Here is a 25225-nt window from a genome sequence, read left to right on the forward strand (position 1 = left end):
TCGATTGGGTCATTTGACAGAGATGTGACGCGTTACGGACGTATCTGCGTGCGATATCCGAAGCAGATCACCGCCCCTCCACAGCCTGTCCGCAGCATATCCACAGGGTGACTATGCCGGATTCGCGAGGCCGCACGAGCCACTTGCTGCGCACAAACTCACAGACCCGCTATGTCAGCCGCCGGCCTGATCGAACACGGAACGGCAAGCCTCGCTCAAGCTTGACCGGTTACGGCGCAGGCAGGCCGTGATGGCGCGGACATTGGGGATCTCGCCGGCGCAGAGCCGGTAGACGTCGGGGGTGCAGGCCCGGCGCTGCTCCGCCGTTCCCTGCTGCGCGTGAGCCGCGGAGGCAAACAGCGTCAGGAACAGTCCGACCGTGGAGGCGCGGCGCGCCCGGCTCTTCACACCCGCAAACCGCAAGAACCTTGCCTTCATGACGAAGTCTCCTGTCTGCCCTGCCCGCCCCGGCCAGCGTTGGCCGATGTGTGCAGGGGTAGGAGAAATAAATCGCGGAGAATGTGATCCCTTTCACACGGGCAGCCAGCCCGGGACGCCTAAGTTCCCGCGGGGATTTTCAGGAATCGCTAACCATACGGGACCTGATCGCCGGATCGTTAAAATGCGAACGATCGGCTCAATCGGGCAACAAACCGGCTTTGCGACATTGCGCCATCCGCGTTCCGGAGGGTGCGATGAGCGAAGCCGAATTCAACTTGCTGCTGGATGCCGTCCGCGACGCCATCGTCCATGACGATTTTGCGCCCGCGCCGGAGGAGGAATTCGTGCCCCGCTCGTGGAGCTTCGACGCAACGCCCAAAGCCGCCAACGACAATGAGGGCGCCTGGCCCATGCTGCCGTTTCCCGACGGCTGGTACGCGGCCTGCTGAGGGTACCTTCACCGTGAACGAATGCGCCCGCCTGCTGGGCGGTTTGGCATCGCCATGCGCCGGAACCCGGCGCGGCCACGATCAATTCTTGACGCGCTCCTCGCCGTCCTGCGGCACCCGGTCGGGTGCGGCCGGCGGAAAGATGCTGTCATAGATCGCACGGGCCTCGCGGATGAGGCGGGCCCGCTCCAGCTCGGATTTCGGGACAAATCGAACGACGTCGCTCACGTGCTCTCCAGTTTTCAGGGTTCGTGACGCATCACTTCGCAGATGCGAAGTCTATGCCATCGGGCCTGAATCGCTGGTTTCCGCCAAGCCCCGGGCAAACCCGGTGGCAGCGTCCCGCCCCACCGCGACAGCCGACGGCGAGCGGCATCGGTGGAACCTGCGCCGAATTTGATTTTTGGCTGAAAAATCAGAAGCTTGTGATGGAGGCCACGACCAGAATTGAACTGGTGTACACGGTTTTGCAGACCGTTGCGTAACCACTCCGCCACGTGGCCCCGTAAGGGCGGACCAATATAGGGGATCAATGGCTTAGGCAACCCCGACCGGGCGGCTAAGCCTTCGCGCCAGCGAGATATCGGCCGAGAATCTCCTCGGTCGCGCCGGCAGCGGCGAACCAGCAGGATCGCGCGGATGATGTAGGCCGAAGTCAGGCTCGCTTGCCCCGCCGGACACCGCGCCGGCGGTCCTTGACCACCGGCTTCGGCGCCAGTTCAGGCATCTCCGCCTGCACCTCGCGATAGCGCGTCAGCATCCGCTCGAAGCTCGCATGCAGCGTCTCGGCGATGTCGGGGCGCCGCTCGAGGCCTGCCAGGATCGCAGCAGCCGCTTCGATAGTCGACAGCCCGTCCTTGCGCGGCTCCTTGCGCAGGCGCCCGTAGCGCGAGGGGCGCGACGGGTTGAGGATCACGCGCTGGCATTTGAGCATCCACGGATTGCGCCACCACAGCGCCTTGGCCTGGCTCCAAGTGCCGTCGAGCAGCACGACGCCTTCGAGCTTGCCGAGGATCGCGCGCTGGTTGTCCGCGACCTCGCCCTTGCGGTTGAGCGCGACGATCTCGGCCTCGGCTTCGAGATCGGCCGCGCGGGCCGAGCCAAGATAGAGCACGGCCCAGTGGGAGGCATTCTCGACCGGCTGCCCGAGCGCCTTGGACAGGCTCGGCCAGGACAGGCCGACGCGCACCACGGCATTGGGGAAGTGCTTCGCAGTCAACCGCGCGGTACCGAGCGCCCTGTCCTGCTCCTGCGGATGCTGGAGGATCAAGAGGCCGAGGCGATTTTCAATGGGCGCGACACTGTCGCAGATGCACAGCGGCATCGGCTTCTGGCAGTGCGGACATTCGGGGATCGGGTCGGCCGGCGCGGCGGCAGTAGGGTTCGACATGGCCGCCGCTATACGCTTTGCACGGCGGTTCAACAACCTATTCCGCCGGTGCGGGCAGCGGACGCGGCCCTGTTCGCCGCCGCAGGCGGTCGATCAGCAGGTAGATCACGGGCGTGGTGTAGAGCGTCAGGATCTGCGAGACGAACAGGCCGCCGATGATGGTGATGCCGAGCGGACGGCGGAGCTCGGTGCCGGGCCCGGTCGCAACGACCAGCGGAATGCCGGCGAACAGCGCCGCCATCGTCGTCATCAGGATGGGGCGAAACCGGGCCTGGCAGGCCTCGAAGATCGCCTCCGCCGAGGACAGGCCGCGCTGGCGCTCGGCGTCGAGCGCGAAGTCCACCATCATGATGCCGTTCTTCTTGACGATGCCGATCAAGAGGATGATGCCGACGAAGGCGATCACCGTCAGCGGCGTGTTGGTGATCTGCAGGGCCAGCAGCGCGCCGAGGCCGGCCGAGGGCAGCGTCGAGATGATCGTGAGCGGATGGGCGAGGCTCTCATAGAGCACCCCGAGCACGATATACATCGCCACGAGCGCACCGAGGATCAGCAGCGGCTGGCGGCCGCTGGTCCTGGCGAAATCGCCGGCATTGCCGTCGAAGCTGCCGCGGATGCCTTCCGGCATATGCAGCTCCTCGACCGCGCGCTGGATGTTCTGCGTCGCGGCCTGGAGCGGCACGTCGGGCAACAGGTTGAACGACACCGTGGTCGAAGGAAATGACTGCGAATGATAGACCGCGAGCGCGGCAAGGCCGCGCGTCGCGCGCACCACGGCCGACAGAGGCACCTGCACGTCGCCGGCGCCGGCGACATAGATGCGATCGAGGTTCGAGGGATCGACCTGGAATTTCGGGTCGATCTCCAGCACGGTCATGTACTGGTTGCGCTGGGTGTAGATGATCGAGATCTGCCGCTGCGAGAACGCGTTGTTCAGCGCGTTGTCGATGTCCTGAACCTTGACGCCGAGCGCCGAGGCCTTCTGGCGGTCGATGCTGAGCGTCAGCTGAAGCCCGCCGGGATCGCGATCGCTGGAAATGTCGGTGATGCCTTCGACGCTCTCCATGCGCTTGGCGACGATCGGCGCCCATTTCTGCAACAGGTCGAGATCGGTCGAGGAGAGCGTGTACTGGTAGTCGGAATCGCTCTGTCGTCCGCCGGCGCGCACGTCCTGGGCGGCGAACATGAAGAGGCGGATGCCGGGCACCGGGAACAGCGCGCGCCTGAGACGGTCGATCACGACCTGTGTCGAGACGTGGTCGCGCTCCTCCGGCGGCTTCAGGCTGATGAACATGGTGCCGCGGTTCGAGGTCGCCGCCCCCGGGCCCCCGCCTCCGCTGCCGACGGTCGAGCCGATGCCGGCCACGGCCGGATCCTGCATCACGATGTCGGCGAGCCGCTGCTGGAGGCCGAGCATCGACTGGAACGAGATGTCGGCCGAGGCGCGCGTCGCGCCGATGACGAAGCCGGAATCGTCGGTCGGGAAATAACCCTTGGGGACCTTGATGTAGAGCGTCACCGTGAGACCGATGGTGGCGAAGAACACCAGCAGCGTCAGCAGCGGGAATTCCAGCACGGTGCGCAGGGTGCGGGTGTAGAAGGCGACGATGCGCGACAGCGAGCCCTCGATCAGGCGATCGAACAGCGTCGCCGTGCCGGAGGTGGTCTGCCGGATGTAATGGGCGCAGATCATCGGCGTCACGGTCAGCGACACCAGCGTCGAGACCAGGATCGCGAATGTGAGCGTCAGCGAGAATTCGCGCAGCAGGCGGCCGACGATGCCGTCCATGAAGATCAGCGGGGTGAAGGCGGCGATCAGCGACAGGCTGATCGACACCACGGTGAATCCGATCTGCTTCGCCCCCTCCAGCGCCGCCTCGAACGGCCGCATGCCGTGCTCGAGATTGCGGAACATGTTCTCGATCATGACGATGGCGTCGTCGACCACGAAGCCGACGGAGATCGCGAGCGCCATCAGAGACAGATTGTCGATCGAGAAGCCCGCGACCCACATCCCGGCGCAGGTGCCGGCCAGCGCCAGCGGCACCGAGATGCCGGCCGCGATCGTCGGCGTCATCCGCCGCAGGAACACGAACACGACGAGCATCACGAGGATGGCGGTTGCCAGCAGGGTCCACTGCATGTCGAGGACGCTGGCGCGGATCGTGCTGGTGCGATCGACCAGGGTGGAAATGTCCACGCCGGCCGGAATCCATTGCTTCAGCTCGGGGATCAGCGCCTTCACGCGGTCGACGGTGTCGATGACGTTGGCATCGCCCTGCTTGGTGATCTGGATCAGCACCGCCGGCTGCTTGTTGAACCAGGCGATCGAGCGGGCGTTGCGGACGGAGTCCTCGATTTCGGCGACGTCGGAAAGCCGGACGAAATTGCCGTTGGAGCTCTTGATGACGATGTCGCGGAACTCTTTCGCGGTGCGCATCTGCTTGTTCAGCGACAGCGTCTCGCTCTGGCGCTCGCCGTTGAAGATGCCGACGGGACCAAGCGGATTGGCGTTGACGATTGCGGTCCGCACGTCGTCGGTGGCGATGCCGGCGTTCGACAGCGCGACGGGGTTCAGCTGCACCCGCACGGCCGGCTGGTCGGCGCCGCTGACCGTCACGTCGCCGACCCCCGGCACCTGCGAGATGCGCTGCGCCAGCACCGTATCGGCGACGTCGTAGATCGCGCTCGCCGACAGTGTCTTCGAGGTCAGCGCCAGCACGAAGACGGGCGCGCCGGCCGTGTTCGCTTTCCGGAAGCGCGGGAGGGTCGGCAGATCGCTCGGCAGGTCCACCAACGAGGCGTTGATCGCGGCCTGCACGTCGCGCGCGGCCTTGTCGATGTTGCGGCCGATGTCGAACTGGAGCTGGATGTTGGTGACGCCGAGCGACGACGTCGAGGTGATCTGGTTGATGCCCGATATCTCACCTAACCGCCGCTCCAGCGGCGAGGCCACAGTCGCCGCCATCACGGAAGGGTCGGCGCCGGGCCGGCTGGCCGAGACGAAGATGGCGGGGAAGTCGACGTTCGGGACCGAGGCGACAGGCAGGAACTCGTAGGCGACGACACCCAGCAGGAACAACCCGATCGACAGCAGCGTGGTCGCGACCGGGCGGCGGATGAAGGGCTCCGAGATCGATGCCATCACTGCATCCCCTCGGTCGCGCCCGCGACCGGCGGGCCGCCGGACTCGGCCGGCGGCAGCGCCTGCTCGAGGCGGCGGTTGATGCGGTCGAGCGCCAGGTAGATCACGGGCGTGGTGTAGAGCGTCAGGAGCTGGCTCAGCAGCAGGCCGCCGATGATGGAGATGCCGAGCGGAAAGCGCAGCTCGGCGCCGGTGCCGCTCTCGATCGCCAGCGGCAGCGCGCCGAACAGCGCGGCCAGCGTCGTCATCATGATCGGGCGGAAACGCAAGAGACACGCCTGCACGATCGCCTCGTTGGGCGACATCCCCTGCCCGCGCTCGGCCTCGAGCGCGAAGTCGATCATCATGATCGCGTTCTTCTTGACGATGCCCATCAACAGGATGATGCCGATCAGGCCGATCACCGAGAGATCCTGTCCGCACAGGACCAGCGCCAGGATCGCGCCGACGCCGGCCGAGGGCAGCGTCGAGAGGATGGTGATCGGATGGATGTAGCTCTCATAGAGCACGCCGAGCACGATGTAGATCGTGATGACGGCGGCGAGCAGCAGCCAGGGCTGGCCGGCGAGCGCCTTGGCGAATTCGGCCGCGTCACCCGCATAGACCCCGACGATGCTGTTGGGCATTTCGATGCGGGTCTCGATCGTCTTCACCGCTTCGACGGCATCGCCGAGGGCCGCGCCGGGCGCGAGGTTGAAGCTGAGCGAGATCGCCGGGAATTGCGCCTGGTGCGAGATGGCAAGCGGCGCCGTGGTGCGCTTCAGCGTCGCCACCGCCGACAGCGGCACCTGGGCGTTGGGCGCGCCGACGGTGGCGCTCGCGGCGCCCGGCAGATAGAGCTTCGACAGGATCGAGGGATCGCGCTGGTACATCGGCAGCGCCTCCAGCACGACGCGGTACTGGTTGGCCTGGCCGTAGATGGTCGAGATCTGCCGCTGCGCGAAGGCGTCGTTCAGCGTGTCGGTGATGCCTTGCAGGCTCACGCCGAGCTGGCCCGCCCGCGTTCGATCCACATCGAGCTGCGCCCGCAGGCCGCCCTCCTGCGCCTCCGAGGAAACGTCGCGGAACAAGGGATCGCGCCGCATCTCCGCAACCAGCTTGCGCGCCCATTCCGACACCAGCGCCGCATCGGTGCCGGTCAGCGTGTACTGGTATTGCGAGCGGCTCGACTGGGTCGAGATCTGCACGTCCTGCACCGGCTGGAAATAGACGGTCATGCCGGGGATGCCCGACACCCTCTGCTTCAGCCGGGTCACGACCACGCTGACGTCGTCACGCCGCTCGCCGCGCGGTTTCAAGGTCATGACGAGACGGCCGACATTGGTGGTCGGATTGACCGAGCCGGCGCCGATCACCGAGACGACGCCGACCACGTCGGGGTCTGCCTTGATGGCGTCGGCGGCCTCGGCCTGCCGCTTCTGCATCTCCGCGAACGAGACGTCGGGTCCGGCCTCCGTCACCGCCGTGATCGAGGCGGTGTCCTGAAGCGGCAGGAAGCCCTTTGGCGCCACGACGTAGAGGACGAGGGTTGCGATCAGCGTGGCGAAGGTCACGACCAGCGTGGCGCGCTGGCGCTCCAGAACCCAGAGCAGCGTGCGGTGATAGAACTCGACGGTGCGGTCGATGAAGCGGCTGATCGCAGCGAGGCCCGGTACCGCCACTTCCTCATGGGCGTGCCTCAGCAGCCGCGAGCACATCATCGGCGTCAGCGTCAGCGAGACCACGGCCGAGGTCACGACCGCGATCGTCAGCGTCAGCGCGAATTCGCGGAACATGCGCCCGACGAGGCCCGACATGAACAGAAGCGGGATGAACACCGCGATCAGCGACACCGTCAGCGAGATCACCGTGAAGCCGATTTCGCTCGCGCCTTTCAGCGAAGCCTCCATCGGCCCGTCGCCATTCTCCATGTGGCGGACGATGTTCTCGATCATCACGATGGCGTCGTCGACGACGAATCCGGTGCCGATGGTGAGCGCCATCAGCGACAGATTGTCGAGGCTGAAGCCGGCAAAATACATGATGCCGAAGCTCGTGATCAGCGACAGCGGCAACGCCACGCCGGCGATCAGCGTGGCCCTGAGCGAGCGCAGGAACAGCAGCACCACCAGCGTCACCAAGACGACGCTGAGGATCAGCGTGAACTGCACGTCGCGCACCGAGGCGCGGATGGTGACGGTGCGGTCGGAGACGATGGTGAGGTTCACGCCGGCCGGGATCGCGCGCTGGACCTTCGGGATTTCGGCGCGGATCTGGCTGACGACGTCGATGACGTTGGCGCCGGGTTGGCGCTGGATGTCGATGATGACGGCCGGCGTGCCCTGGTACCAGCCGCCGGTGCGGTCGTTCTCCAGGCCATCGACGATCTGCGCGACGTCGGCGATCGTGACCGGCGAGCCGTTGCGATAGGCGATGATGACAGGCTTGTAGGCCTCGGCGGCGGCGATCTGGTCGTTGGCGGCGATGATGTAGGATTGCTGCGCGCCGTCGAGCGAGCCCTTCGGGCCCGAGACGTTGGCATTGGCGATCGCGGTGCGCAGATCTTCCATGGCGATGCCATAGGCCGCCAGCCGCGCCAGATCCGCCTGGATGCGCACGGCCGGCTTCAGCCCGCCGAGCACGGAAACGCGCCCGACGCCGGAGATCTGGCTCAGCCGTTGTGCCAGAAGCGTATCGGCGATGTCGCTCATCGCCCGCAGCGAGATCGTGTCCGAACGCAGCGCCAGCGTCATGACTGGCGCATCCGCCGGGTTCACCTTGGCGTAGGTCGGCGGATAAGGCAGCGTCTTGGGCAGCACGCCGGCTGCGGCGTTGATCGCGGCCTGGACGTCCTGGGTCGCGCCGTCGATGTCGCGGTTGAGGTCGAACTGGAGCGAGATCTGGCTGACGCCGAACGAGCTCGTCGAGTTCATCGCCGACAGCGACGGGATCTGGCCGAGCTGCCGCTCCAGCGGCGCGGTAATCAGCGAGGCGATCACGTCGGGGCTGGCGCCCGGCAGCTGCGTCGTCACCTGCACGGTCGGGAAGTCGACCTGCGGCAGCGCCGAGACCGGGAGCGAGAAATAGCCCAGCAGCCCGCCGATCAGGAGCGCGATGCCGAGCAGCGAGGTCGCGATGGGACGGCGGATGAAGGGTTCGGAGACACCCATGGGATGCGCCTGCCGCTCAGGCGGCTGTTGTCGGGATCATGGCTGCTTGGCTCCACTTCCCGTTGCCCCGGGTCCCGGTGCCGGCCCGGTCTGTCCCTTCTGGTCGCCTTCGCTGCTGCTCCGCTTGGCGCGGGGCTCGCCGTCCTTTTGGCCGTCCTTGGCGCCATCCTTTTTCTGAGCGTCCGGCCCGCGCGAGCGCTTGCGCGGCGCGAGGTCGGCCGACGGCGTCTGGTCGTCGCGTCCGACGACGACCTTTGAGCCATCGGACAGATTGGCAAAGCCTGTCGTCACGACGCGGTCGTTCGCCGACAGGCCGCTGGCGATCACCGCGTCATGCTCGTTCTGCTGCGTCACCGTCACGGGCTTGGCCGAGACGACGTTGTCTTCGCCGATGACATAGCTGAAGGTGCCGATCGGACCGCGCTGGACCGCCGACGTCGGGACGACCAGCGCCTGCATCAAGGTCTCGACCTTGAGGCGGACATTGACGAACTGGCCCGGCCAGAGCTGGTAATTGGCGTTGGGGAACTCAGCCTTGAGCCTGAGCGTGCCGGTGGTCTGGTCGACCTGGTTGTCGATGCCGGTCAGCTTGCCGGTGTCGATCACGGTGACGCCGTCATTGCCGAACACGTCGACTGCGAGCGCGCCCTTGGCGGCGGCCGCATTGACCCGCATGATCTGCTGCTGCGGCAGGCTGAACCACACCGCGATCGGCTGCAATTGCGTGATGACGACGAGGCCGGTGGTGTCGGCGGCGTGGATGATGTTGCCCTGGTCGACCTGGCGCAGGCCGGCGCGCCCCGAGATCGGCGCAACGATCTTGGTATAGCTCAGCGTCGCCGCCGCATTGTCGATCGCGGCCTGGTCGGCCTTCACCAGCGCCTCGGTCTGGGCGACCAGCGCGCGCTGCGTATCGGCCTGCTGCTTGGAGCCGGCGTTGGAGGCGGCGAGCTGCTCATAGCGGGTGAGGTCAATGCGCTGGTTGGCGAGCTGGGCCTGGTCCTGCGCCTTCTTGGCGACCGCCTGATCGTACGTCGCCTGATAGAGCGCGGGATCGATCTCGCCGACCACGTCGCCCTTCTTGACGTCCTGGCCTTCGGTGAAATTGACCGCGATCAGCTTGCCGTCGACCTGCGAGCGCACGGTCACGGTGTTGAGCGCGCGGATCGCGCCGACGCCGTCGAGATAGACCGGGACGTCCTGGATGCGGGGCGTTGCCGCCAGCACCGGCACCGGCAGATCGGGGCGCTGGTTGCGGCCGTTCGCCTGCTGCGGCTGCTGATGCCACACGGTCCAGCCGAGATAGCCGAGGCCGCCGAGGATCGCGAGCGTGACCAGAGTCAGGATGAAGCCGCCGCGCGACGATTTCGTCACCGTCCCCGCCTTCGCGTCATCCTTCTTATCCGGCTTAAAGAGCATTGACCGGTTTCTCCATCCTCGGTTCCCAGCCGCCGCCGAGCGCCTGATACAGGCTGACGATGGCGAGAAGCCGTGCGAGTTGGGCCTGCGACAGCGCGTCTTCCGCCTGAAACAGGGTCAGCTGGGTGTTGAGCACGGTCACGATATCGGCGGTGCCGGCGCGCAATTGCTGCTCCGACAGATCGAACGCGCGCCGCGAGGCGGTGACGACATCGCGCTGCAATTGCAGCTTGATCGTAGTCTGCTTGATCGAGAACAGCGCATTGTCGACGTCGGCGAAGGCCTGGACGATGGTCTTGCGGTAGGTCTGGAGCAGTTCGTCCTGCCGCGCCTTGGCAAATTCGAAATTGCCGAGGATCTTGCCGCCGTCGAAGATCGGCTGGGTGGCACTGTCGACCAGCTGGAAGAAGGCCGCATGCGGCTGGAACAGCGACACCAGCGCCGAGCTCTGATAGCCGCCATTGCCGGTGAGCTGGATGGTCGGAAAGAACTGCGCGCGGGCATTGCCGATGTTCGCGGTGGCCGAGGCGAGCTGCGCCTCCTGCCGGCGGATGTCCGGCCGCTGCGTCAGCAGCTCCGACGGCAGGCCAGGCGTCACGCGCGGGATCGCGATCCGGTCCAGGGAGCCGCCGAGCACGCGCACGCTCTCGGGCGGGCGCGAGACCAGCACGGCGAGCGCGTTGACGTTCTGGTCGAGCGTCTGGCGCAGCGGCGGCACCAGCGCCTTCTGGTTGGCGACCACGCTCTCCTGCTGGGCAACGTCGAGATCGGTGCCGGTGCCGGCCTTGCGACGCTCCTTGACGGCATCGAGGATGCGTTGCGCGCTCGCGATGTTGCGCTGGGAGGTCCTGAGGCGATCCTGCGAGGTCAGCACCTGGAAATAGGCGTTGGCGACACTCGCCAGCGTCGTGAGCGCGACGACGTCACGATCGAAACGGTTGGCGTTCGCTGTCTCCTCCGCGGTCTGGAGTGCGTCGCGATTCTGGCCCCAGAAATCGAGCTGGTAGCTCGCGCTCAGCGAAGCCGAATAATTGACGACCTCGCGGCCGCCGTTGGTGAGACCCGAGGACGACGAGCCCGAGGTGCGTGAATAGGTTTCCGATCCGCCGGTCGACACGCTCGGCAGCAGCGCGGCGCCCGCCTGCCGCGCCTGGGCGTCCGCCTGGACGATGCGCGAGACGGCGGCGGCGATGTCGAGGTTGACGGTCTGCGCCTCCTCCATCAGCTGCGTCAGCTCGGCGGAACGGAAGCCGCGCCACCAATCCAGCGACGGCGGCGTATCCCCCTTCCCGGCGTATTTGTACTGCGTGGGAACATCGAGCGCGGGATCCGGAAGATCCTGCGTCAGCACGCAACCGCCTGAACCGGCGGCGAGGCACAGCACCGCAAGCCAGCGCGCCGCACGACGCGTCCGGGACGCAGAACCCAGAGACCGCCGCATGACGGTCGCCAGAACATGCTGTGTCACTTCCACCCCCCGCCGGGCAGACCGAGCCGCCACCGCGCAGCCGGATTAACCGATTCGCGGCCGGACAGTCGGGGGGCTTCGTGTAGCTCGATCACAACGGTGATGCTTTCAGCGGAACTTTGAGCTTCATACTAGCCGGGCGCGGAACAGCGGGACAGTCCCGCAGGTGCGAGATGGCGACCCGGATGCGCGGATATCCGCGCCATGAAAGTGCAAGATATGGCTGTCTTGCAAAGACTTCTCGTATTTTTCCGCCATCGCGAAGCGGATTCAAGCTTACCAAGATTTCATGTGATATTGGCGCCACACCCACACGGATCCGTTTGATCCGGCGGAGCATTGGTCGGCAACAAGCTTTATGCGGCTTTGGCTCCACCTCAAACCGCGGCGGGCCATCGTCACGAAGCCGGCAGTGATCGAGAAGGAATATGCAGCTGTTGTGCAGATGTGTCGTCCGCCATCTCGCCCCGGCGGAGATTGGGCGCCAAGGTTGATCGCGACGACCATTATCTTCCATGCCCTGACAGTTGTCGGACAAATCATTCCACCGAAATCCGGCGCCACAGCTCAGGATCGCCCTCGCCGATCTTCCCCCGAAATATGGTTGCCCGGAGGAGCACTTCCACCCGTTTCGCCGCAGCGCAAAAGCCTTCCCCTTTGGCCTTCCAGGCACTAGGTTCTGGCCAACCTGATCAACCCCTTGCCAGTGATTTCCCCCTGACATGACCATTCGAAACGACGTTGTCGAAGCCATTGGCAACACCCCGCTGATCAAGCTCAAGCGCGCCTCGGAGGCGACCGGCTGCACCATTCTGGGCAAGGCCGAGTTCATGAATCCGGGCCAGTCGGTGAAGGACCGCGCCGGCAAGTGGATGATCCTGGAGGCCGAGAAGCGCGGCGAGCTCAAGCCCGGCGGTCTCGTGGTGGAAGCGACTGCCGGCAATACCGGCATCGGGCTCGCGGTCGTGGCGAGTGCCCGCGGCTATCGCACGCTGATCGTGATCCCGGAGACGCAGAGCCAGGAGAAGAAGGACTTTCTCAAGCTGTGCGGCGCCGAGCTGATCGAGGTGCCGGCGCTTCCTTACGCCAATCCCAACAACTACCAGCATGTCGGCCGCCGGCTCGCCGACGAGCTGCGCAAGACCGAGCCTAACGGCGTGCTGTTCGCCGACCAGTGGAACAATCTCGACAATGCGAAAGCGCATTACGAGTCCACGGGGCCGGAGATCTGGGAGCAGACCGGCGGCAAGGTCGACGGGTTCGTCTGCTCGGTCGGCAGCGGCGGCACGCTCGCCGGCGTCAGCCGCCTTCTGAAGGAGAAGAACAAGAACGTCCGGATCGCCTGCGCCGACCCGCACGTGCCGGGATGTTCGAGTATTTCAGGACCGGCGAAGCCAAGGCGACGCCGGGCGGTTCGATCACCGAAGGGATCGGCCTCAACCGGGCGACCGCGATCGTCGAGAGCGCGAAGGTCGATGACGCCTATCTCATTCCCGACACTGACGCCGTCACGGAGATCTACGACCTGCTCCAGCACGAAGGCCTGTGCCTCGGCGGCTCGACCGGCATCAACATCGCCGGCGCGATACGCCTCGCCAAGCAGCTCGGCCCCGGCAAGACCGTCGTCACCGTGCTCTGCGATTCCGGCAGCCGCTATCAGTCAAAACTGTTCAATGCGGACTTCATGCGCGCCAAGAACCTTCCGGTGCCGGAATGGCTGGAGAAGCGCAGCAACATCAAGCCGCCCTTCGTTTGATCGTCGCGGTTCGGCTGGTTCACGCCACCTCGCCGCGTTCCGAGGCAACCGCACAATAGTCGCGCCAGAACTGGCGATAACCCGCTTCGACCTCGCGCGTGTAGATCTCGACATTGCCGGCGGGCGAGGCCGCGATCTGAGCCGGCAACTCCGCGCGCAACTTCGCCAGATGAGCGGGCTGCGCCGCAAATTTGCACGCGATCGCGGCATAGCCCGCGTCGTCATCGGCAACCCAGTCGGCAAGACCGACGGCCGCCACGATGGAGGCACCGGCGCGCGAGGAGGCACCTTTACCGAGCTTGGCGACGACCGGAACGCCCGCATAGAGGGATTCCCAGGTGCTGACGCCGCCATTTTGCGGGAACGTGTCGAGCGAAATATCGACATTGGCAAAGGCCCGCAGATGCTCGGCGCGCGGGCTCGAGCCCAGGCAAGTGATGTTTGCTTCGGCGACGCCATGCGCCACGAACCGCGCGATCAGGCGGTCGCGCACCAAGGGATCGTCAAGCATAGTATGCTTGATGATGATTTTCGACCCGGTCACCTCACGCATGACGCGCGACCAAACGCGGATCGCCTCATCCGAAATCTTGTAAATCCGGTTGAACACGCCGAAGGTCACGTAGCCATTGCGGAGCATCGGAAGCTCCGAGGGCGGCACATCCAGGATCGGATCGATCGTGATCAGGCAGGGCAGATCATGGACCTTCTCGGCCAACAGATGGCGGGCCGATTGCGGAATGAAGACCGGATCCGCGAGCACATAGTCCATGGTCCGAAGGCCAGTGCCGGTCGCGTGTCCGAATCCAGAGACCTGGATGGGGGCCGGCTTCCGCGCAAAGACAGGGAGCCTGTTGCCGGTCGTGTGTCCGGACACGTCGATCAGGATATCGACCTTGTCGGCCTCGATGCGATCGGCCAATTGATCGTCCGAGAGCCGCCCGGCCTCGACCCAGACGTCCGCCAGCGACTCGAATTTGGCGGTCACTTCATCTCGTACCGGTGAGCACGAATAGCAGACGATTTCGAATTTGCTATGATCGTGATGAGCGAGCACTGGCAACAGCGTGAACCCTGCCGAGTGGAACCAGAACTCGGCAGCGACATAGCCGATCACGATCCTCCTGTCGGGATCGAACTGCCGGGGCGCGAGCTTCCTTTGCGCCAATTTGACGCCGATTGCGTCCCACCACTGCGTTCGGGCGGCCTGCTGAACAGCGAAATCGGCGTCGGAGAGATAGTCCAGGAAAAAGATCTTCCGCCCGATCAGGCTGGCATCCGTCACAATGGCCAGCGCGGCATCCAGCAATTCGATCGCTGGTGCGATCTCTCCCTGGTTTGCAAAACAAGCACTCATCAGCGCCATCGCGCTCGCGGAACGCGGATTTTCCTCCAGCAACGTGGTGCAGGCCAGGATCGCCTGCGCCGTATTTCCCACGGCGAGCGAGACTTGCGCCTTCCCCTGCAAGGCCACCTCGAGCTTGGGCGAAATCGCAAGGGCTGCGTCAAAATCCGCAGCCGCCTGTTCCAACCTCGACATCTCAAAATTGAGCCGTCCGCGGTTCGCCAGGATCTTCGCCGAACCAGGCCTGATCGCGAGCGCCGCCTCGAGCGCGCCCTTTGCCTCGTCGAAGTTCTTGAGCTCGATATTGACCAACCCTTTGCCGACGAGCGCCTCCACGTTTCGCGGCTGAAACAGCAGCGCCCGCTCGAAACTTTGCCTGGCGCGATCAAGCTGGCGCAGCGCAAGCTCGGCCAGGCCACGGTTGCAGAACGCGTCGGCATAGTCAGGCTTTAGCCTGATCGCGCGATCGTACATCTCGATCGCCTGCTCGGGCAGGTTCATGTTGAGCAAGGTATTGCCGAGGCCGGTCAGGGCCGGCGTGAAATTCGGCTTCAGCGCGATCGCCTTCTCCTGGCATGCGCGAGCGGCCTCGAATTTCTGAAGGACGACGTACACGGCCGCGAGATTGTTGTGGGCCTCGTGCGAACGCGGATCGATCGCGATCGCGCGCTCGAGCAGCTGTTGCGCCTCTTCCAGGCGCCCGCCCTGTTGCACGCTCAGGCCGAGCAGGTGCGTGGCGTCGAAATGATCCGGAACGGCTTGCACGATCTGGCGGCAGAGCGCCTCGGTCTCCGCATACCTGCCCTGGCCATAGGCGCTTGCCGCGGCAGAGATGACGGCGTCCGCCTGCTTTTTCAATTTCTTCTGCAATCGCGCATTCTGGAATGCGCGCGCGCCGGCGCTGCTCTGCAAGGTGTCTCTCCGGAAGATGGCCCGCGGCGAGTCTAACTGATTCGCGCGGCGGGCCGGCCGGTCGGGGGGACCGGAAATCCTTCCGGGCTATTCCGGGGCTCGCTGCAGGATCAGGAACCGCCAGGTGCGTCTGCCCCGCTTACCGCAGCGTCGCCGCTCTCCGAGGTGACGACACAATAGTCTCGCCAGAATTGGTGGTAACCCGCTTCGAGCTCACGCGTGTAGATCTCGACATTGCCGGCGGGCGAGGCTGCGATCTGAGCCGGCAATCCCGCGCGCAACTTCGCCAGATACTCGGGCTGCGATGCAAACTTGCGGGCGATCTCGACATAGCCATCGTCATCCTCGGCGACCCAGTCGCCGAGACCGACGGCGGCCACGATGGAGGCGCCGGCACGCGAAGAGGCTCCAATGCCGAGCTTGGCGACGACGGGAACGCCCTTGTAGAGGGATTCCCAGGTGCTGATGCCGCCATTCTGTGGGAACGTGTCGAGCGAAATATCGATCTTGTCAAAGGCCATCAGGTGGTCGTTGCGCGAGGTGGTGCCGAGGCACGTGATATTCTCCTCGGCAATGCCCTGCGCCACGAAACGCGCGATCAGGCTGTCGCGCAGCAGGGGATCATCGAGCAGACCGTGCTTGAGGACGATCTTGGATCCCGGAACCTCGCGCATGATCCGCGACCACACACGGATCGCATCATCCGATATCTTGTAGATGCGGTTGAACACGCCGAAGGTGACGTAGCCGTTGCGGAGCATCGGCAACTCGGACGGCTGCAGATCCGAGACGGGCTCCATCGTGATCAGGCACGGCAGATCGTGGATCTTTTCGGGAAACAGATGCCGGACCGACGGCGGAATGAAAACGGGATCCGCGAGCACATAGTCCATGGTCTGCATGCCCGTGCCCGTCGCGTGTCCGAACCCAGTGGCCTGGATGGGGGCAGGCTTTCGCGCGAAAACCTGCAACCTGTTACCGGTCGTATGGCCCGAAACGTCGATCAGGATGTCGACATTGTCAGCCTGAATGCGATCGGCGAGTTCGTCGTCCGAAAGGTCCCAGGCGTCGACCCAGACGTCCGCCAGCGACTTGAACATGGCGGTGTACTCGTCCGCTCCCGGCCAGGAATAATAGCAGATGATCTTGAAGTTGGCGTGATCATGATGGCGCAGCACCGGTAGCAAGGTGAGGCCCGCCGAGTGTTGCCGGAATTCGGCAGCGACATAGCCGACCACAATCTGCTTGTCCGGATCGAGCGGCCGCTTCGGCAGCGTCCGCCGCGGCAGCTTGGAGCCGATCAAGTCCCACCAATCTCGTCGTACCGCCTGCTGGAGCGCGAAATCGGCCTCGGCGCGGTAGTCCTGCAAGAAGATCTTGCCCCTGATCGCATCTCCATAGTCCGGGCGGATCGCCAGCGCGCGATCGAGATATTCGATCGCGGCGTCCATCTCTCCCTGATTTGAATGAGAAAATCCCATCAGCGCCAAGCCGACCTCGGAGCGCGGATTTTGCTCGATCAAGGCCGTTGCGGCCGCCATCGCCTGCGCGGTCTTCCCCATCACGAGGCAGGCCTGTGCCTTGCCCCGGAGGGCCAGTTCGAGCTTGGGCGAAATGGCAAGCGCGGCCTCGAAATCCGCAAGCGCCGGCTCCAGGCGCTGCAACTCGTAACTGAGCCGCCCTCGCTGGGCCAGAATCCTCGGCGAGCCGGGCTTGATCGCGAGCGCCGTGGCAAGCTTGGCTGCCGCCTCCTCGTGGTGCCGGAGCTCCATGCTGACCATGCTGCTGCCGACAATTGCCTCGGCGTGACGCGGCTGAAACAGCAAGGCGCGATCGAAACTTTCCTTGGCGCGCATGATCTGTCCAAGCACTATCTCGACCATTCCGCGATTGCAGAACGCATCGGCGTAGTCCGGCTTGATCTTGATTGCGCGCTCGTGCAGTTCGAGCGCCTGTTCGTACTGCCCCAGATGCATCAGCGTATTGCCGAGGTTGGTCAGCGCGACCACGAAATTCGGTTTCAGCGCGATGGCCCTCTCCTGACACCGCCGCGCCTCCTCGAAATTACCGAGGTCGAAGTGCACGGTCGCCAGGTTGTTATGGGCGTCATGCAGGCGCGGATCGAGCGCAATCACGCGCTCGAGCAGCTCCCGGGCCTCCTCCAGGCGGCGGCCGTCATGCGCACACATCCCGAGCAGGTGCAAGGCGTCGACATGATCCGGAAGCGCTTTCAGGATCTCACGGCATAGCGCCTCTGTCTCGGCAAATTTGCCTTGGCCATAGGCGGCGGCCGCGGCGGAGATGATGGCATCCGCCTGCTTCATCAACTTCTTCTGCAATCGCGCGTTCTGGAATGCGCGCGCGCCGCCGCTGTTCTGCAAGGTTACTCTCCGGAGGATGGCCTTACCGAGAGTCTAACTGATTCGCGGCCGAGGCCGCCCGATCGGCTGGACCGGCAACACCCCCGGGATCTTCCGGTCCCCCGCGCGGGATCTGGCTCGGGACCAGCCTCGGGCATGCACATCCAAAGCTGATGTCGATGATCTCAGGCCTCGGACGTCGCGGTCCGGCGCGGCGGACGTGCCTACGCAACGTCGCATGTTTCCGAGGCCTCGGCACAATAGTCGCGCCAGAACTGGCGATATCCCGCCTCGACCTCACGCGTGTAGATCTCGACGTTGCCGGCGGGTGAATTGGCGATCTGCGCCGGCAGATCCGCGCGCAGCTTCGCCAGATGGGCAGGCTGCGCGGCAAATTTGCACGCGATCGCGGCATAGCCCTCGTCGTCATCGGCAACCCAGTCGCCGAGACCGACGGCCGCCACGATGGAGCCGCCGGCGCGCGACGAGGAGCCATTACCGAGCTTGGCGACGACCGGGACGCCCGCATAGAGGGATTCCCAGGTGCTGATGCCACCGTTTTGCGGGAAGGTGTCGAGCGAAATGTCGACATTGGCAAAGGCCCGCAAATGCTCGCGGCGCGAGGTCGAGCCCATGCAGATGACGTTCTCCTCGGCGATGCCCTGTGCCACGAACCGCGCGATCAGACCGTCGCGCAGCATCGGATCGTCGAGCAGCCCGTTCTTGATGATGATCTTCGATCCCGCCACCTCACGCATCACCTTCGACCACACCCGGATGGCCTCGTCCGAGATCTTCAAGATGCGGTTGAACACACCGAAGGTCACATAGCCGTTGCGGAGCATGGGAAGCTCCGAAGGTGGCACGTCCAGGATGGGATCGATCGTGATCAGGCTCGGCAGGTCATAGACCTTTTCGGCCAGCAGGTGGCGCGCCGACTGCGGAATGAAGATCGGATCCGCGAGCACGTAGTCCATCGTCTGAAGGCCCGTGCCTGTTGCGTGCCCGAAGCCCGTGACCTGGATGGGGGCCGGCTTCCGCGAGAAAACATGGAGCCTGCTGCCGGTCGTATGTCCGGACACATCGATCAGAATATCGATCCCGTCGGCCTGGATACGATCGGCCAGTTCATCGTCCGAAAACTGCGCGGCCTCGACCCAGACGTCTGCGCAAGCCTTGAACTTCTCGGTCATCCCATCCTGCAACGGCCAGCAGGAATAGCAGACGATCTTGAACTTGGCGTGATCGTGATGGCGCATCACCGGCAACAGGGTGTACGCCGCCGAATGCTGCCTGAATTCCGACGCGACATATCCGATCACGATCCGTCTGTCCGGATCGAGATCGCGCGGCGACAGGGTCCTTTGCGGAAGCTTGGCGCCGATCTGATCCCACCAATATTTTCGTGCCGCCTGCTGGACCACGAAATCGGCCTCCGGCAGGTAATCCAGCACGAAAATCTTGTATCCGATGGCCTCCGGAAAGTCCGGCGCGATCGCCAGCGCCGCATCGAGATATTCGAGCGCCGTCGCGATATCTCCCTGGTTCGCATAGCAAGAGGCCAGGAGCGACATGCCCGCCTCGGATTGCGGATTGACCTCAAGCAGGGTCTTGACGCCCGCCATCGCCCCCGCCGTGTTCCTCACCATAATGTCGACCTGCGCCCTCCAGCACAGCGCGAGCTCGTTCCGTGGCGATTGCGCCAGCGCTGCATCGAAATCCGCGGCCGCCTGCTCCAGCCGGTACAGGGTCAAATGGAGCCGTCCGCGCTGCACCAGAATCCGCGGTGAGCCCGGCTTGAGCGCGAGCGAAGCTTCGAAGGCGGCCTCCGCCGCCTCGAAGTGCCGGAGCTCGAGGCTCACCATAGCCTTGCCGGCGATCGCTTCGGCGTGACGCGGCTGAAACGACAGGGCGCGATCGAAGTCCACCCCGGCGCGCTCAAACTGGCCGATCATCAGTTCCGCCATCCCGCGGTTGCAAAATGCATCGGCATAGTTCGGCTTCAGCCTGATGGCGCGCTCGTGCAGTTCGATCGCCTCCTTGGCGAGGCCGAGGTGCAGCAGCGTATTGCCGAGATTGGTCAGGGTGATCGGACAATTCGGCTTCAGCGCAATCGCCTTCTCCTGGCATGCGCGGGCATCCTTGAACCTCTCGAGCGCGAAATACACGGCCCCGAGATTGCCATGGGCATCGGGCGAACGCGGATCGAGTGCAACGGCGCGCTCAAGCAGGAATTGCGCGTCCTCGAGCCACCCGCCGTCGAACGCGCGCAGGCCGAGCAGGTGCGTGGCGTGGAAGTGATCCGGAACCTCCTTCAGGATCTCGCGGCAAAGGATCTCGACTTCGTCAAATCTGCCCTGCCCAAGCGCCTCGATCGCGAAGGACATGACGGCGTCCGCCTGCTTCCTCAGCTTCTTTTCCAATCGCGCATTCTGGTATGCGCGCGCGCCGACACTGCTCTGCAAGGTCTCTCTCCGGAGGATGGTCCGAAAAGAGGCAAGCTGATTCGCATGGTGCGAAGCTGGTGGGTCGGTTGGAGCAGCGAGGCCGCCGGATTTTCAGGCGCTCACCGCAGAATCTGGCTCAGGAACAGTTTCGTGCGGGCGTGCTGGGGGGCGGCAAAGAACTCGTTCGGGGTATTGGCCTCGATGATCTGGCCGGCGTCCATGAACACGACGCGGTTGGCGACCTCGCGGGCAAATCCCATCTCGTGGGTCACGACCAGCATGGTCATGCCCTCCCCGGCGAGGTCAACCATGGTGTCGAGGACCTCCTTGACCATCTCGGGGTCGAGCGCCGAGGTCGGCTCGTCGAACAGCATCACCTTCGGGTTCATCGTCAGCGCGCGCGCGATCGCGACCCGCTGCTGCTGGCCACCGGACATCTGGCCCGGAAACTTGTTGGCCTGGTGCGGGATCTTGACTCGCTCCAGGAATTTCATCGCGGTTGCCTCGGCATCCCTCTTGGGGATGTTGCGGACCCAGATCGGCGCCAGCGTGCAATTGTCCAGAACCGTCAGATGCGGGAACAGGTTAAAGCTCTGGAACACCATGCCGACCTCGCGGCGCACCGCGTCGACATGCTTGAGGTTCGGCCCGAGCGCGATGCCGTCGACGACGATCTCGCCCTCCTGGAATTCCTCCAGTGCGTTGATGCAGCGGATCAGCGTGGACTTGCCGGAGCCCGAGGGCCCGCAGATCACGATGCGCTCGCCCTTCTTCACCTCGAGGTCGATGTCGCGCAGGACGTGAAATTCGCCGTACCATTTGTTCAGGCCGGAAATCTTGACGATGGGGTCGGACATGGTGGCCTCGATCAGTTGCGGCGGTGGGCGTTGAGGCGGTGCTCGACGAACAGCGAGTAGCGTGACATTCCGAAGCAGAACAGAAAATAGATGATCCCCGCGAACGCGAAACCCGTGAACGCCGTGGACGGCGTCGACCATTTCGGATCCGAGAACGAGGCCCTGAGCGAGCCCAGGAGGTCGAACAGCGCCACGATCGAGACCAGCGAGGTGTCCTTGAACAGCGAGATGAAGCTGTTGACGAGGTTCGGAATGACGTGGCGCAGCGCCTGCGGCAGCACGATCAGCGAGGTCGTCTTCCACCAGGACAGCCCGAGGGCCGCCGCAGCCTCGCCCTGCCCGCGCGGGATAGCAGCAAGCCCGCCGCGAACGTTCTCGGCCTGATAGGCGCCCGTGAACAGCGCGATGCCGATCAGCGCACGCACCAGACCGTCAACCGTGAAATTGCCGGGCAGGAACAGAGGCAGCATGTAGGTCGCGAAGAACAGCACGGTGATCAGCGGCACGCCGCGCCAGAACTCGATGAAGGCGATCGAGAAGATCCGGATCAGCGGAATGGTGGAGCGGCGGCCCAGCGCCAGCGCGATGCCGATCGGCAGCGAGGTGACGATGCCGGTGACGGACACCACCAGCGTCACCAGCAGGCCGCCCCACAGGCTCGTCTCCACGACCGGCAGCCCGCCATGATCGAGCCCCATCAGCTTGATCACGATGGCGATGGCGACGAAGCTGGCAATGCTCGATGCGAGCGCACGCCAGCCGGCGCGCACACCACCGCCGAGAAGGAAGGCGATCAGGGAGACGATCACCGCGGTGATGGCGAAATCGACCCAGACCGACTGGCCCGTTCCCTGGAGCTGATCGCGCAGCCAGGTCAGCGGAAAGATCAGCCAGTAGATCGCCGTGCCGACAAGCACGACGAGGTTGCCAACGACCCACAGCAATGGGGCGATGGCCGACGTCTTGCTGAGATTGAGCAGGGCCTGCCCTGCCCCGATGATGCTGTCGTCGAACAATTGCAGGAGGCCGGCCGTCCAGCTCAGGCCAAAGCCGGTGATGCCGCCGCCGCGCAGCAGGAAGAATGCGACCACCGGAAAGGCGAAGAAGAACAGGCCGGCGTTCAGCCCTTTCGACGGCAGGCGCGGAACGAGCAGCGGCACCAGCAGGACTGCCGCCAGGATGAGCGTGAGGTTGACCCGCCAGCGCTCGGCCTCGGGATAGAAGCCGTAGATCAGTTGCGGCAGCTTGGCCTGGATGTAGGGCCAGCAGGCGCCGACCGCAAATCCGGCATTCTCGGCCAGGCAGGCCGTGCGATCCTTGCCGGCCCAGACCGCATCGACCATCAGGAACCTGACCGAGGGAATGATGGTGAACCAGAGCAGCAGGGCGCCCACGATCGTGAGCAGAATGTTGGTCGGCGAGTTGAACAGGCGCGTGCGCATCAGGCCGACGAAGCCCGTGGTCTTCACCGGCGCGGGACGCTCGGTGAGCAGGTCCTGGCGAACGAAGCTGGACGAGGTGATGTCGGTCATGCGCCCAGACTCCGGCTGACGCGCCAACCGTAGACGCTCATGACGGCGCTGGTGACGAGCGAGATCAAGAGATAGACGCCCATCGTCATGGCGATGATCTCGATCGCCTGTCCGGTCTGGCTCAGCGAGGTGCCGGCGAACACCGACACCAGGTCGGGATAGCCGATGGCGACCGCCAGCGAGGAGTTCTTGGTGAGGTTGAGATACTGGTTGGTCAGCGGCGGCACGATGACGCGCATCGCCTGTGGCACGACGATCAGCCGGAGCGTTGTGCCGCGGCTCAAGCCCAGCGAGGACCCCGCCTCCATCTGTCCCTTGTGCACGGACAGGATTCCGGCGCGCACGATCTCGGCGATGAAGGCGGCGGTATATGTCGACAAGGCGACCGTCAGCGCCACGAACTCCGGGATGATCCGCGACCCGCCGGCAAAATTGAAGCCCTTGAGCTGCGGCAGCTCGAAGGTGAAGGGCAGACCGAACACCAGCATCGTGACCAGCGGCAGCCCGAACAGCAGGCCCAGCACATAAGGCCAGATGCGGATCACCTGCCCGCGCTGGAACAGCGCGCGCCGCGCATGGAAGCGCAACGCCAGCGATGCGACGATGCCGAGGACCAGCATCGCCAGGAACGGCTCGAACCCGCTCTCGCCGATCGGACGGGGAATGACGAGGCCCCGATTGCTGACGAAGGCGATGCCGAGCAGCGAAATGCTCTGCCGCGGATTTGGCAGCGCCGCGAGCACCGCCAGGTACCAGAACAGGATCTGGAACAGCAGCGGCAGGTTGCGGATGATCTCGACGTAGAGCTCGCCGATGCGCGACAGCAGCCAGTTGGGCGACAGCCGGCACAGCGCGACGATAAAGCCGATCACGGTGGCGAAAAAGATGCCCACCACCGAGACCACGAGCGTGTTCAGAAGCCCGACGATGAACACGCGCAGGAACGTGTCCGAGCCAGTGTAGGAGATCAGGGTCTGGTTGACGTCGAAGCCGGCATTGTTCCTGAGGAAGCCGAAGCCGGCGGCAATGTGCTGGTTTTCGAGGTTGGCGCGGGCGTTGGAGACGATCTCATAACCGATCCAGCCCAGGATCGCCGCGAAGGCAAACTGGACGGCGACGCCGTTCCAGCCTGCCTTGCCGCCCAGAATGCGCCTGATCTTCAGCGCGATCTGGGCCGGCGGTTTTCGAGCCTCGGTGCTCATCGCCGCGTGCCGCTCAAGCGGGATCAGCGGATCGGCGGCGCGTACTGGAGACCGCCCTTGTTCCAGAGATTGTTGAGGCCGCGATTGATGGCGAGCGGCGAGCCCGCGCCGACGTTGCGATCAAACACCTCGCCGTAATTGCCGACCGCCTTCACGATCCGCACCACCCAGTCTTTCGTCAGGCCGAGCTGTTCGCCGAAATTGCCGTCGCTGCCGAGCACGCGCTTCAGCTCAGGGCTTTCGAGTTTCGCCTTCTCGTCGACGTTCTTCGAGGTCACCCCGAGCTCCTCGGTGGTGACGAGGGCAAACAGCGTCCATTTCACGATGTCGAACCACTGGTCGTCGCCGTGGCGCACCATCGGGCCGAGCGGCTCCTTCGAGATGATTTCGGGCAGCACCATGTGGTCATTGGGATTGGCGAGCTTGAGGCGGTTGGCATAGAGGCCCGACTGGTCGGTGGTGAACACGTCGCAGCGGCCGGCCTCATAGGCCTTGACCGTCTCGTCGTTGGTGCCGAACGCGATCACCTCGTACTTCATGTTGTTGGCCTTGAAGTAGTCGGCCAGATTCTGCTCGGTGGTGGTGCCGGTCTGCACGCAGACCGAGGCGCTGTTGAGCTCGAGGGCGGAATTCACCTTGAGCGACTTCTTCACCATGAAGCCCTGCCCGTCATAATAGGTCACGCCGGTGAAGTTGGCGCCCAGCGAGGTGTCGCGCGAGATGGTCCAGGTGGTGTTGCGCGAGAGCACGTCGATTTCGCCGGATTGCAGCGCCGTGAAACGGTCCTTGGCCGAGGTCGGCACGAACTTGACCTTGGTCGGATCGTTGAAGATGGCGGCCGCGATCGCACGGCAGACGTCGACGTCGAGCCCGGTCCAGTTGCCCTTGTCGTCGGGCGCGGAGAAGCCCGGCAGGCCCTGGCTGACGCCGCAGGACAGCGTGCCCCGGTCCTTGACGGTCTTGAGCGTTTGCGCATCGGCGGCTTGGGCAGTCAGGCCGGCGGCGAGAGCAAGAGTGAGAGCCAGGGTTACGCGTTTCATGGGGGGAAGGCCTTTCAAGGGTCGTCTCAAGGTCAGGAATGTTGTCTCAGGATCGTCTCTGCCAGGGTGAGCCTTGCAAGAGTCATGCTGGAAAACCTTGCCGAACACTCGCCGATCTCGGGAGGCCATACCTTAATCCCCGCCGCAGGCGCCCGCCATTATGGCTGTGGCGCAAGGTCCGGTCAGACGATGGATCGAAGGTCGCGGCAGGCCCCTCAACATGCGGCGACTGAATAGCACCTACGCATCACAGAACGACTGGCGAGCCGGGTCAAGGGGTTGACGGGACTCTTCTGTGTTCTGTTATTAACGA

At 64.7% G+C, this 25225-nt stretch carries 15 protein-coding genes, 1 tRNA gene and 1 pseudogene; 2 read left to right on the top strand and 15 right to left on the bottom strand.

Annotated elements, in window-relative coordinates; all coding sequences use genetic code 11:
- Positions 1–174: 174 nt before the first annotated feature.
- Positions 175–438, bottom strand: coding sequence for a hypothetical protein (locus EI171_RS25380; RefSeq protein ID WP_028174083.1), 264 nt, complete (start codon positions 436–438; stop codon positions 175–177).
- Positions 439–695: 257 nt separating this feature from the next.
- Here EI171_RS25380 and EI171_RS25385 point away from each other — a divergent pair, with 257 nt between their 5' ends.
- Positions 696–890, top strand: a complete 195-nt coding sequence (locus tag EI171_RS25385) for a hypothetical protein (RefSeq protein WP_028174084.1) — start codon at positions 696–698, stop codon at positions 888–890.
- A gap of 81 nt (positions 891–971) precedes the next feature.
- Here the strand turns inward: EI171_RS25385 and EI171_RS44890 are convergent, their stop codons facing one another.
- The 7 genes from EI171_RS44890 to EI171_RS25415 form a co-directional block, all read right to left on the bottom strand.
- Positions 972–1118, bottom strand: a complete 147-nt coding sequence (locus EI171_RS44890; protein WP_165448159.1) for a hypothetical protein — start codon at positions 1116–1118, stop codon at positions 972–974.
- 201 nt (positions 1119–1319) lie between these two features.
- Positions 1320–1393, bottom strand: a tRNA-Cys gene (locus EI171_RS25390).
- A 152-nt stretch (positions 1394–1545) separates the two neighbouring features.
- Positions 1546–2280 carry a tRNA-uridine aminocarboxypropyltransferase gene (locus EI171_RS25395; RefSeq protein ID WP_028174085.1) on the bottom strand — a complete coding sequence of 245 codons (735 nt, stop codon included), beginning with the start codon at positions 2278–2280 and terminating at the stop codon, positions 1546–1548.
- 37 nt (positions 2281–2317) lie between these two features.
- Positions 2318–5425, bottom strand: a complete 3108-nt coding sequence (locus tag EI171_RS25400) for an efflux RND transporter permease subunit (protein ID WP_161534978.1) — start codon at positions 5423–5425, stop codon at positions 2318–2320.
- Positions 5425–8574 (bottom strand): efflux RND transporter permease subunit, encoded by a 3150-nt coding sequence (locus tag EI171_RS25405; protein ID WP_161534979.1) that lies wholly within the window; start codon positions 8572–8574, stop codon positions 5425–5427. The genes EI171_RS25400 and EI171_RS25405 overlap by 1 nt, the downstream gene beginning before the upstream one ends.
- 36 nt (positions 8575–8610) lie before the next feature.
- Positions 8611–9993: an efflux RND transporter periplasmic adaptor subunit gene (locus EI171_RS25410; protein WP_161534980.1), complete on the bottom strand. Its 1383-nt coding sequence runs from the start codon at positions 9991–9993 to the stop codon at positions 8611–8613.
- Positions 9983–11434 (bottom strand): efflux transporter outer membrane subunit, encoded by a 1452-nt coding sequence (locus tag EI171_RS25415; protein WP_246740259.1) that lies wholly within the window; start codon positions 11432–11434, stop codon positions 9983–9985. Before EI171_RS25415 ends, EI171_RS25410 begins: the two co-directional genes overlap by 11 nt.
- Positions 11435–12183: 749 nt before the next feature.
- Here EI171_RS25415 and EI171_RS25420 point away from each other — a divergent pair.
- Positions 12184–13217 (top strand): annotated as a pseudogene (locus EI171_RS25420) (cysteine synthase A).
- Between the two features lie 19 nt (positions 13218–13236).
- Here the strand turns inward: EI171_RS25420 and EI171_RS25425 are convergent.
- The 7 genes from EI171_RS25425 to EI171_RS25455 all read right to left on the bottom strand — a co-directional run bounded on the left by EI171_RS25425 (position 13237) and on the right by EI171_RS25455 (position 24912).
- On the bottom strand, positions 13237–15474 hold the full coding sequence (locus tag EI171_RS25425; protein WP_161534982.1) for a glycosyltransferase family 41 protein: 2238 nt from the start codon (positions 15472–15474) through the stop codon (positions 13237–13239).
- A gap of 110 nt (positions 15475–15584) precedes the next feature.
- Positions 15585–17855, bottom strand: a complete 2271-nt coding sequence (locus EI171_RS25430; protein ID WP_161534983.1) for a glycosyltransferase family 41 protein — start codon at positions 17853–17855, stop codon at positions 15585–15587.
- A 203-nt stretch (positions 17856–18058) separates the two neighbouring features.
- Positions 18059–20299 (bottom strand): tetratricopeptide repeat protein, encoded by a 2241-nt coding sequence (locus EI171_RS25435; protein ID WP_161534984.1) that lies wholly within the window; start codon positions 20297–20299, stop codon positions 18059–18061.
- A gap of 101 nt (positions 20300–20400) precedes the next feature.
- A complete protein-coding gene (locus EI171_RS25440) occupies positions 20401–21138 on the bottom strand; it encodes an amino acid ABC transporter ATP-binding protein (RefSeq protein ID WP_028174094.1) in 738 nt (245 codons plus the stop codon).
- A gap of 11 nt (positions 21139–21149) precedes the next feature.
- Positions 21150–22670: an amino acid ABC transporter permease gene (locus EI171_RS25445; protein WP_161534985.1), complete on the bottom strand. Its 1521-nt coding sequence runs from the start codon at positions 22668–22670 to the stop codon at positions 21150–21152.
- Positions 22667–23872 (bottom strand): amino acid ABC transporter permease, encoded by a 1206-nt coding sequence (locus EI171_RS25450; protein ID WP_060912270.1) that lies wholly within the window; start codon positions 23870–23872, stop codon positions 22667–22669. Before EI171_RS25450 ends, EI171_RS25445 begins: the two co-directional genes overlap by 4 nt.
- Positions 23873–23895: 23 nt before the next feature.
- Positions 23896–24912, bottom strand: coding sequence for an amino acid ABC transporter substrate-binding protein (locus EI171_RS25455; protein ID WP_011087218.1), 1017 nt, complete (start codon positions 24910–24912; stop codon positions 23896–23898).
- Positions 24913–25225: the final 313 nt, after the last annotated feature.

The sequence above is a fragment of the Bradyrhizobium sp. LCT2 genome, assembly GCF_009931255.1.
GTDB classification, from domain to species: domain Bacteria; phylum Pseudomonadota; class Alphaproteobacteria; order Rhizobiales; family Xanthobacteraceae; genus Bradyrhizobium; species Bradyrhizobium diazoefficiens.

Bases quoted from the DNA above. Each gene is read 5' to 3' on its own strand.
- EI171_RS25405 (WP_161534979.1), bottom strand. From the start codon at position 8,574: ATGGGTGTCTCCGAACCCTTCATCCGCCGTCCCATCGCGACCTCGCTG.
- EI171_RS25445 (WP_161534985.1), bottom strand. From the start codon at position 22,670: ATGACCGACATCACCTCGTCCAGCTTCGTTCGCCAGGACCTGCTCACC.
- EI171_RS25395 (WP_028174085.1), bottom strand. From the start codon at position 2,280: ATGTCGAACCCTACTGCCGCCGCGCCGGCCGACCCGATCCCCGAATGT.
- EI171_RS25415 (WP_246740259.1), bottom strand. From the start codon at position 11,434: ATGCGGCGGTCTCTGGGTTCTGCGTCCCGGACGCGTCGTGCGGCGCGC.
- EI171_RS25440 (WP_028174094.1), bottom strand. From the start codon at position 21,138: ATGTCCGACCCCATCGTCAAGATTTCCGGCCTGAACAAATGGTACGGC.
- EI171_RS25450 (WP_060912270.1), bottom strand. From the start codon at position 23,872: ATGAGCACCGAGGCTCGAAAACCGCCGGCCCAGATCGCGCTGAAGATC.
- EI171_RS25455 (WP_011087218.1), bottom strand. From the start codon at position 24,912: ATGAAACGCGTAACCCTGGCTCTCACTCTTGCTCTCGCCGCCGGCCTG.
- EI171_RS25410 (WP_161534980.1), bottom strand. From the start codon at position 9,993: ATGCTCTTTAAGCCGGATAAGAAGGATGACGCGAAGGCGGGGACGGTG.
- EI171_RS25400 (WP_161534978.1), bottom strand. From the start codon at position 5,425: ATGGCATCGATCTCGGAGCCCTTCATCCGCCGCCCGGTCGCGACCACG.
- EI171_RS25380 (WP_028174083.1), bottom strand. From the start codon at position 438: ATGAAGGCAAGGTTCTTGCGGTTTGCGGGTGTGAAGAGCCGGGCGCGC.
- EI171_RS25385 (WP_028174084.1), top strand. From the start codon at position 696: ATGAGCGAAGCCGAATTCAACTTGCTGCTGGATGCCGTCCGCGACGCC.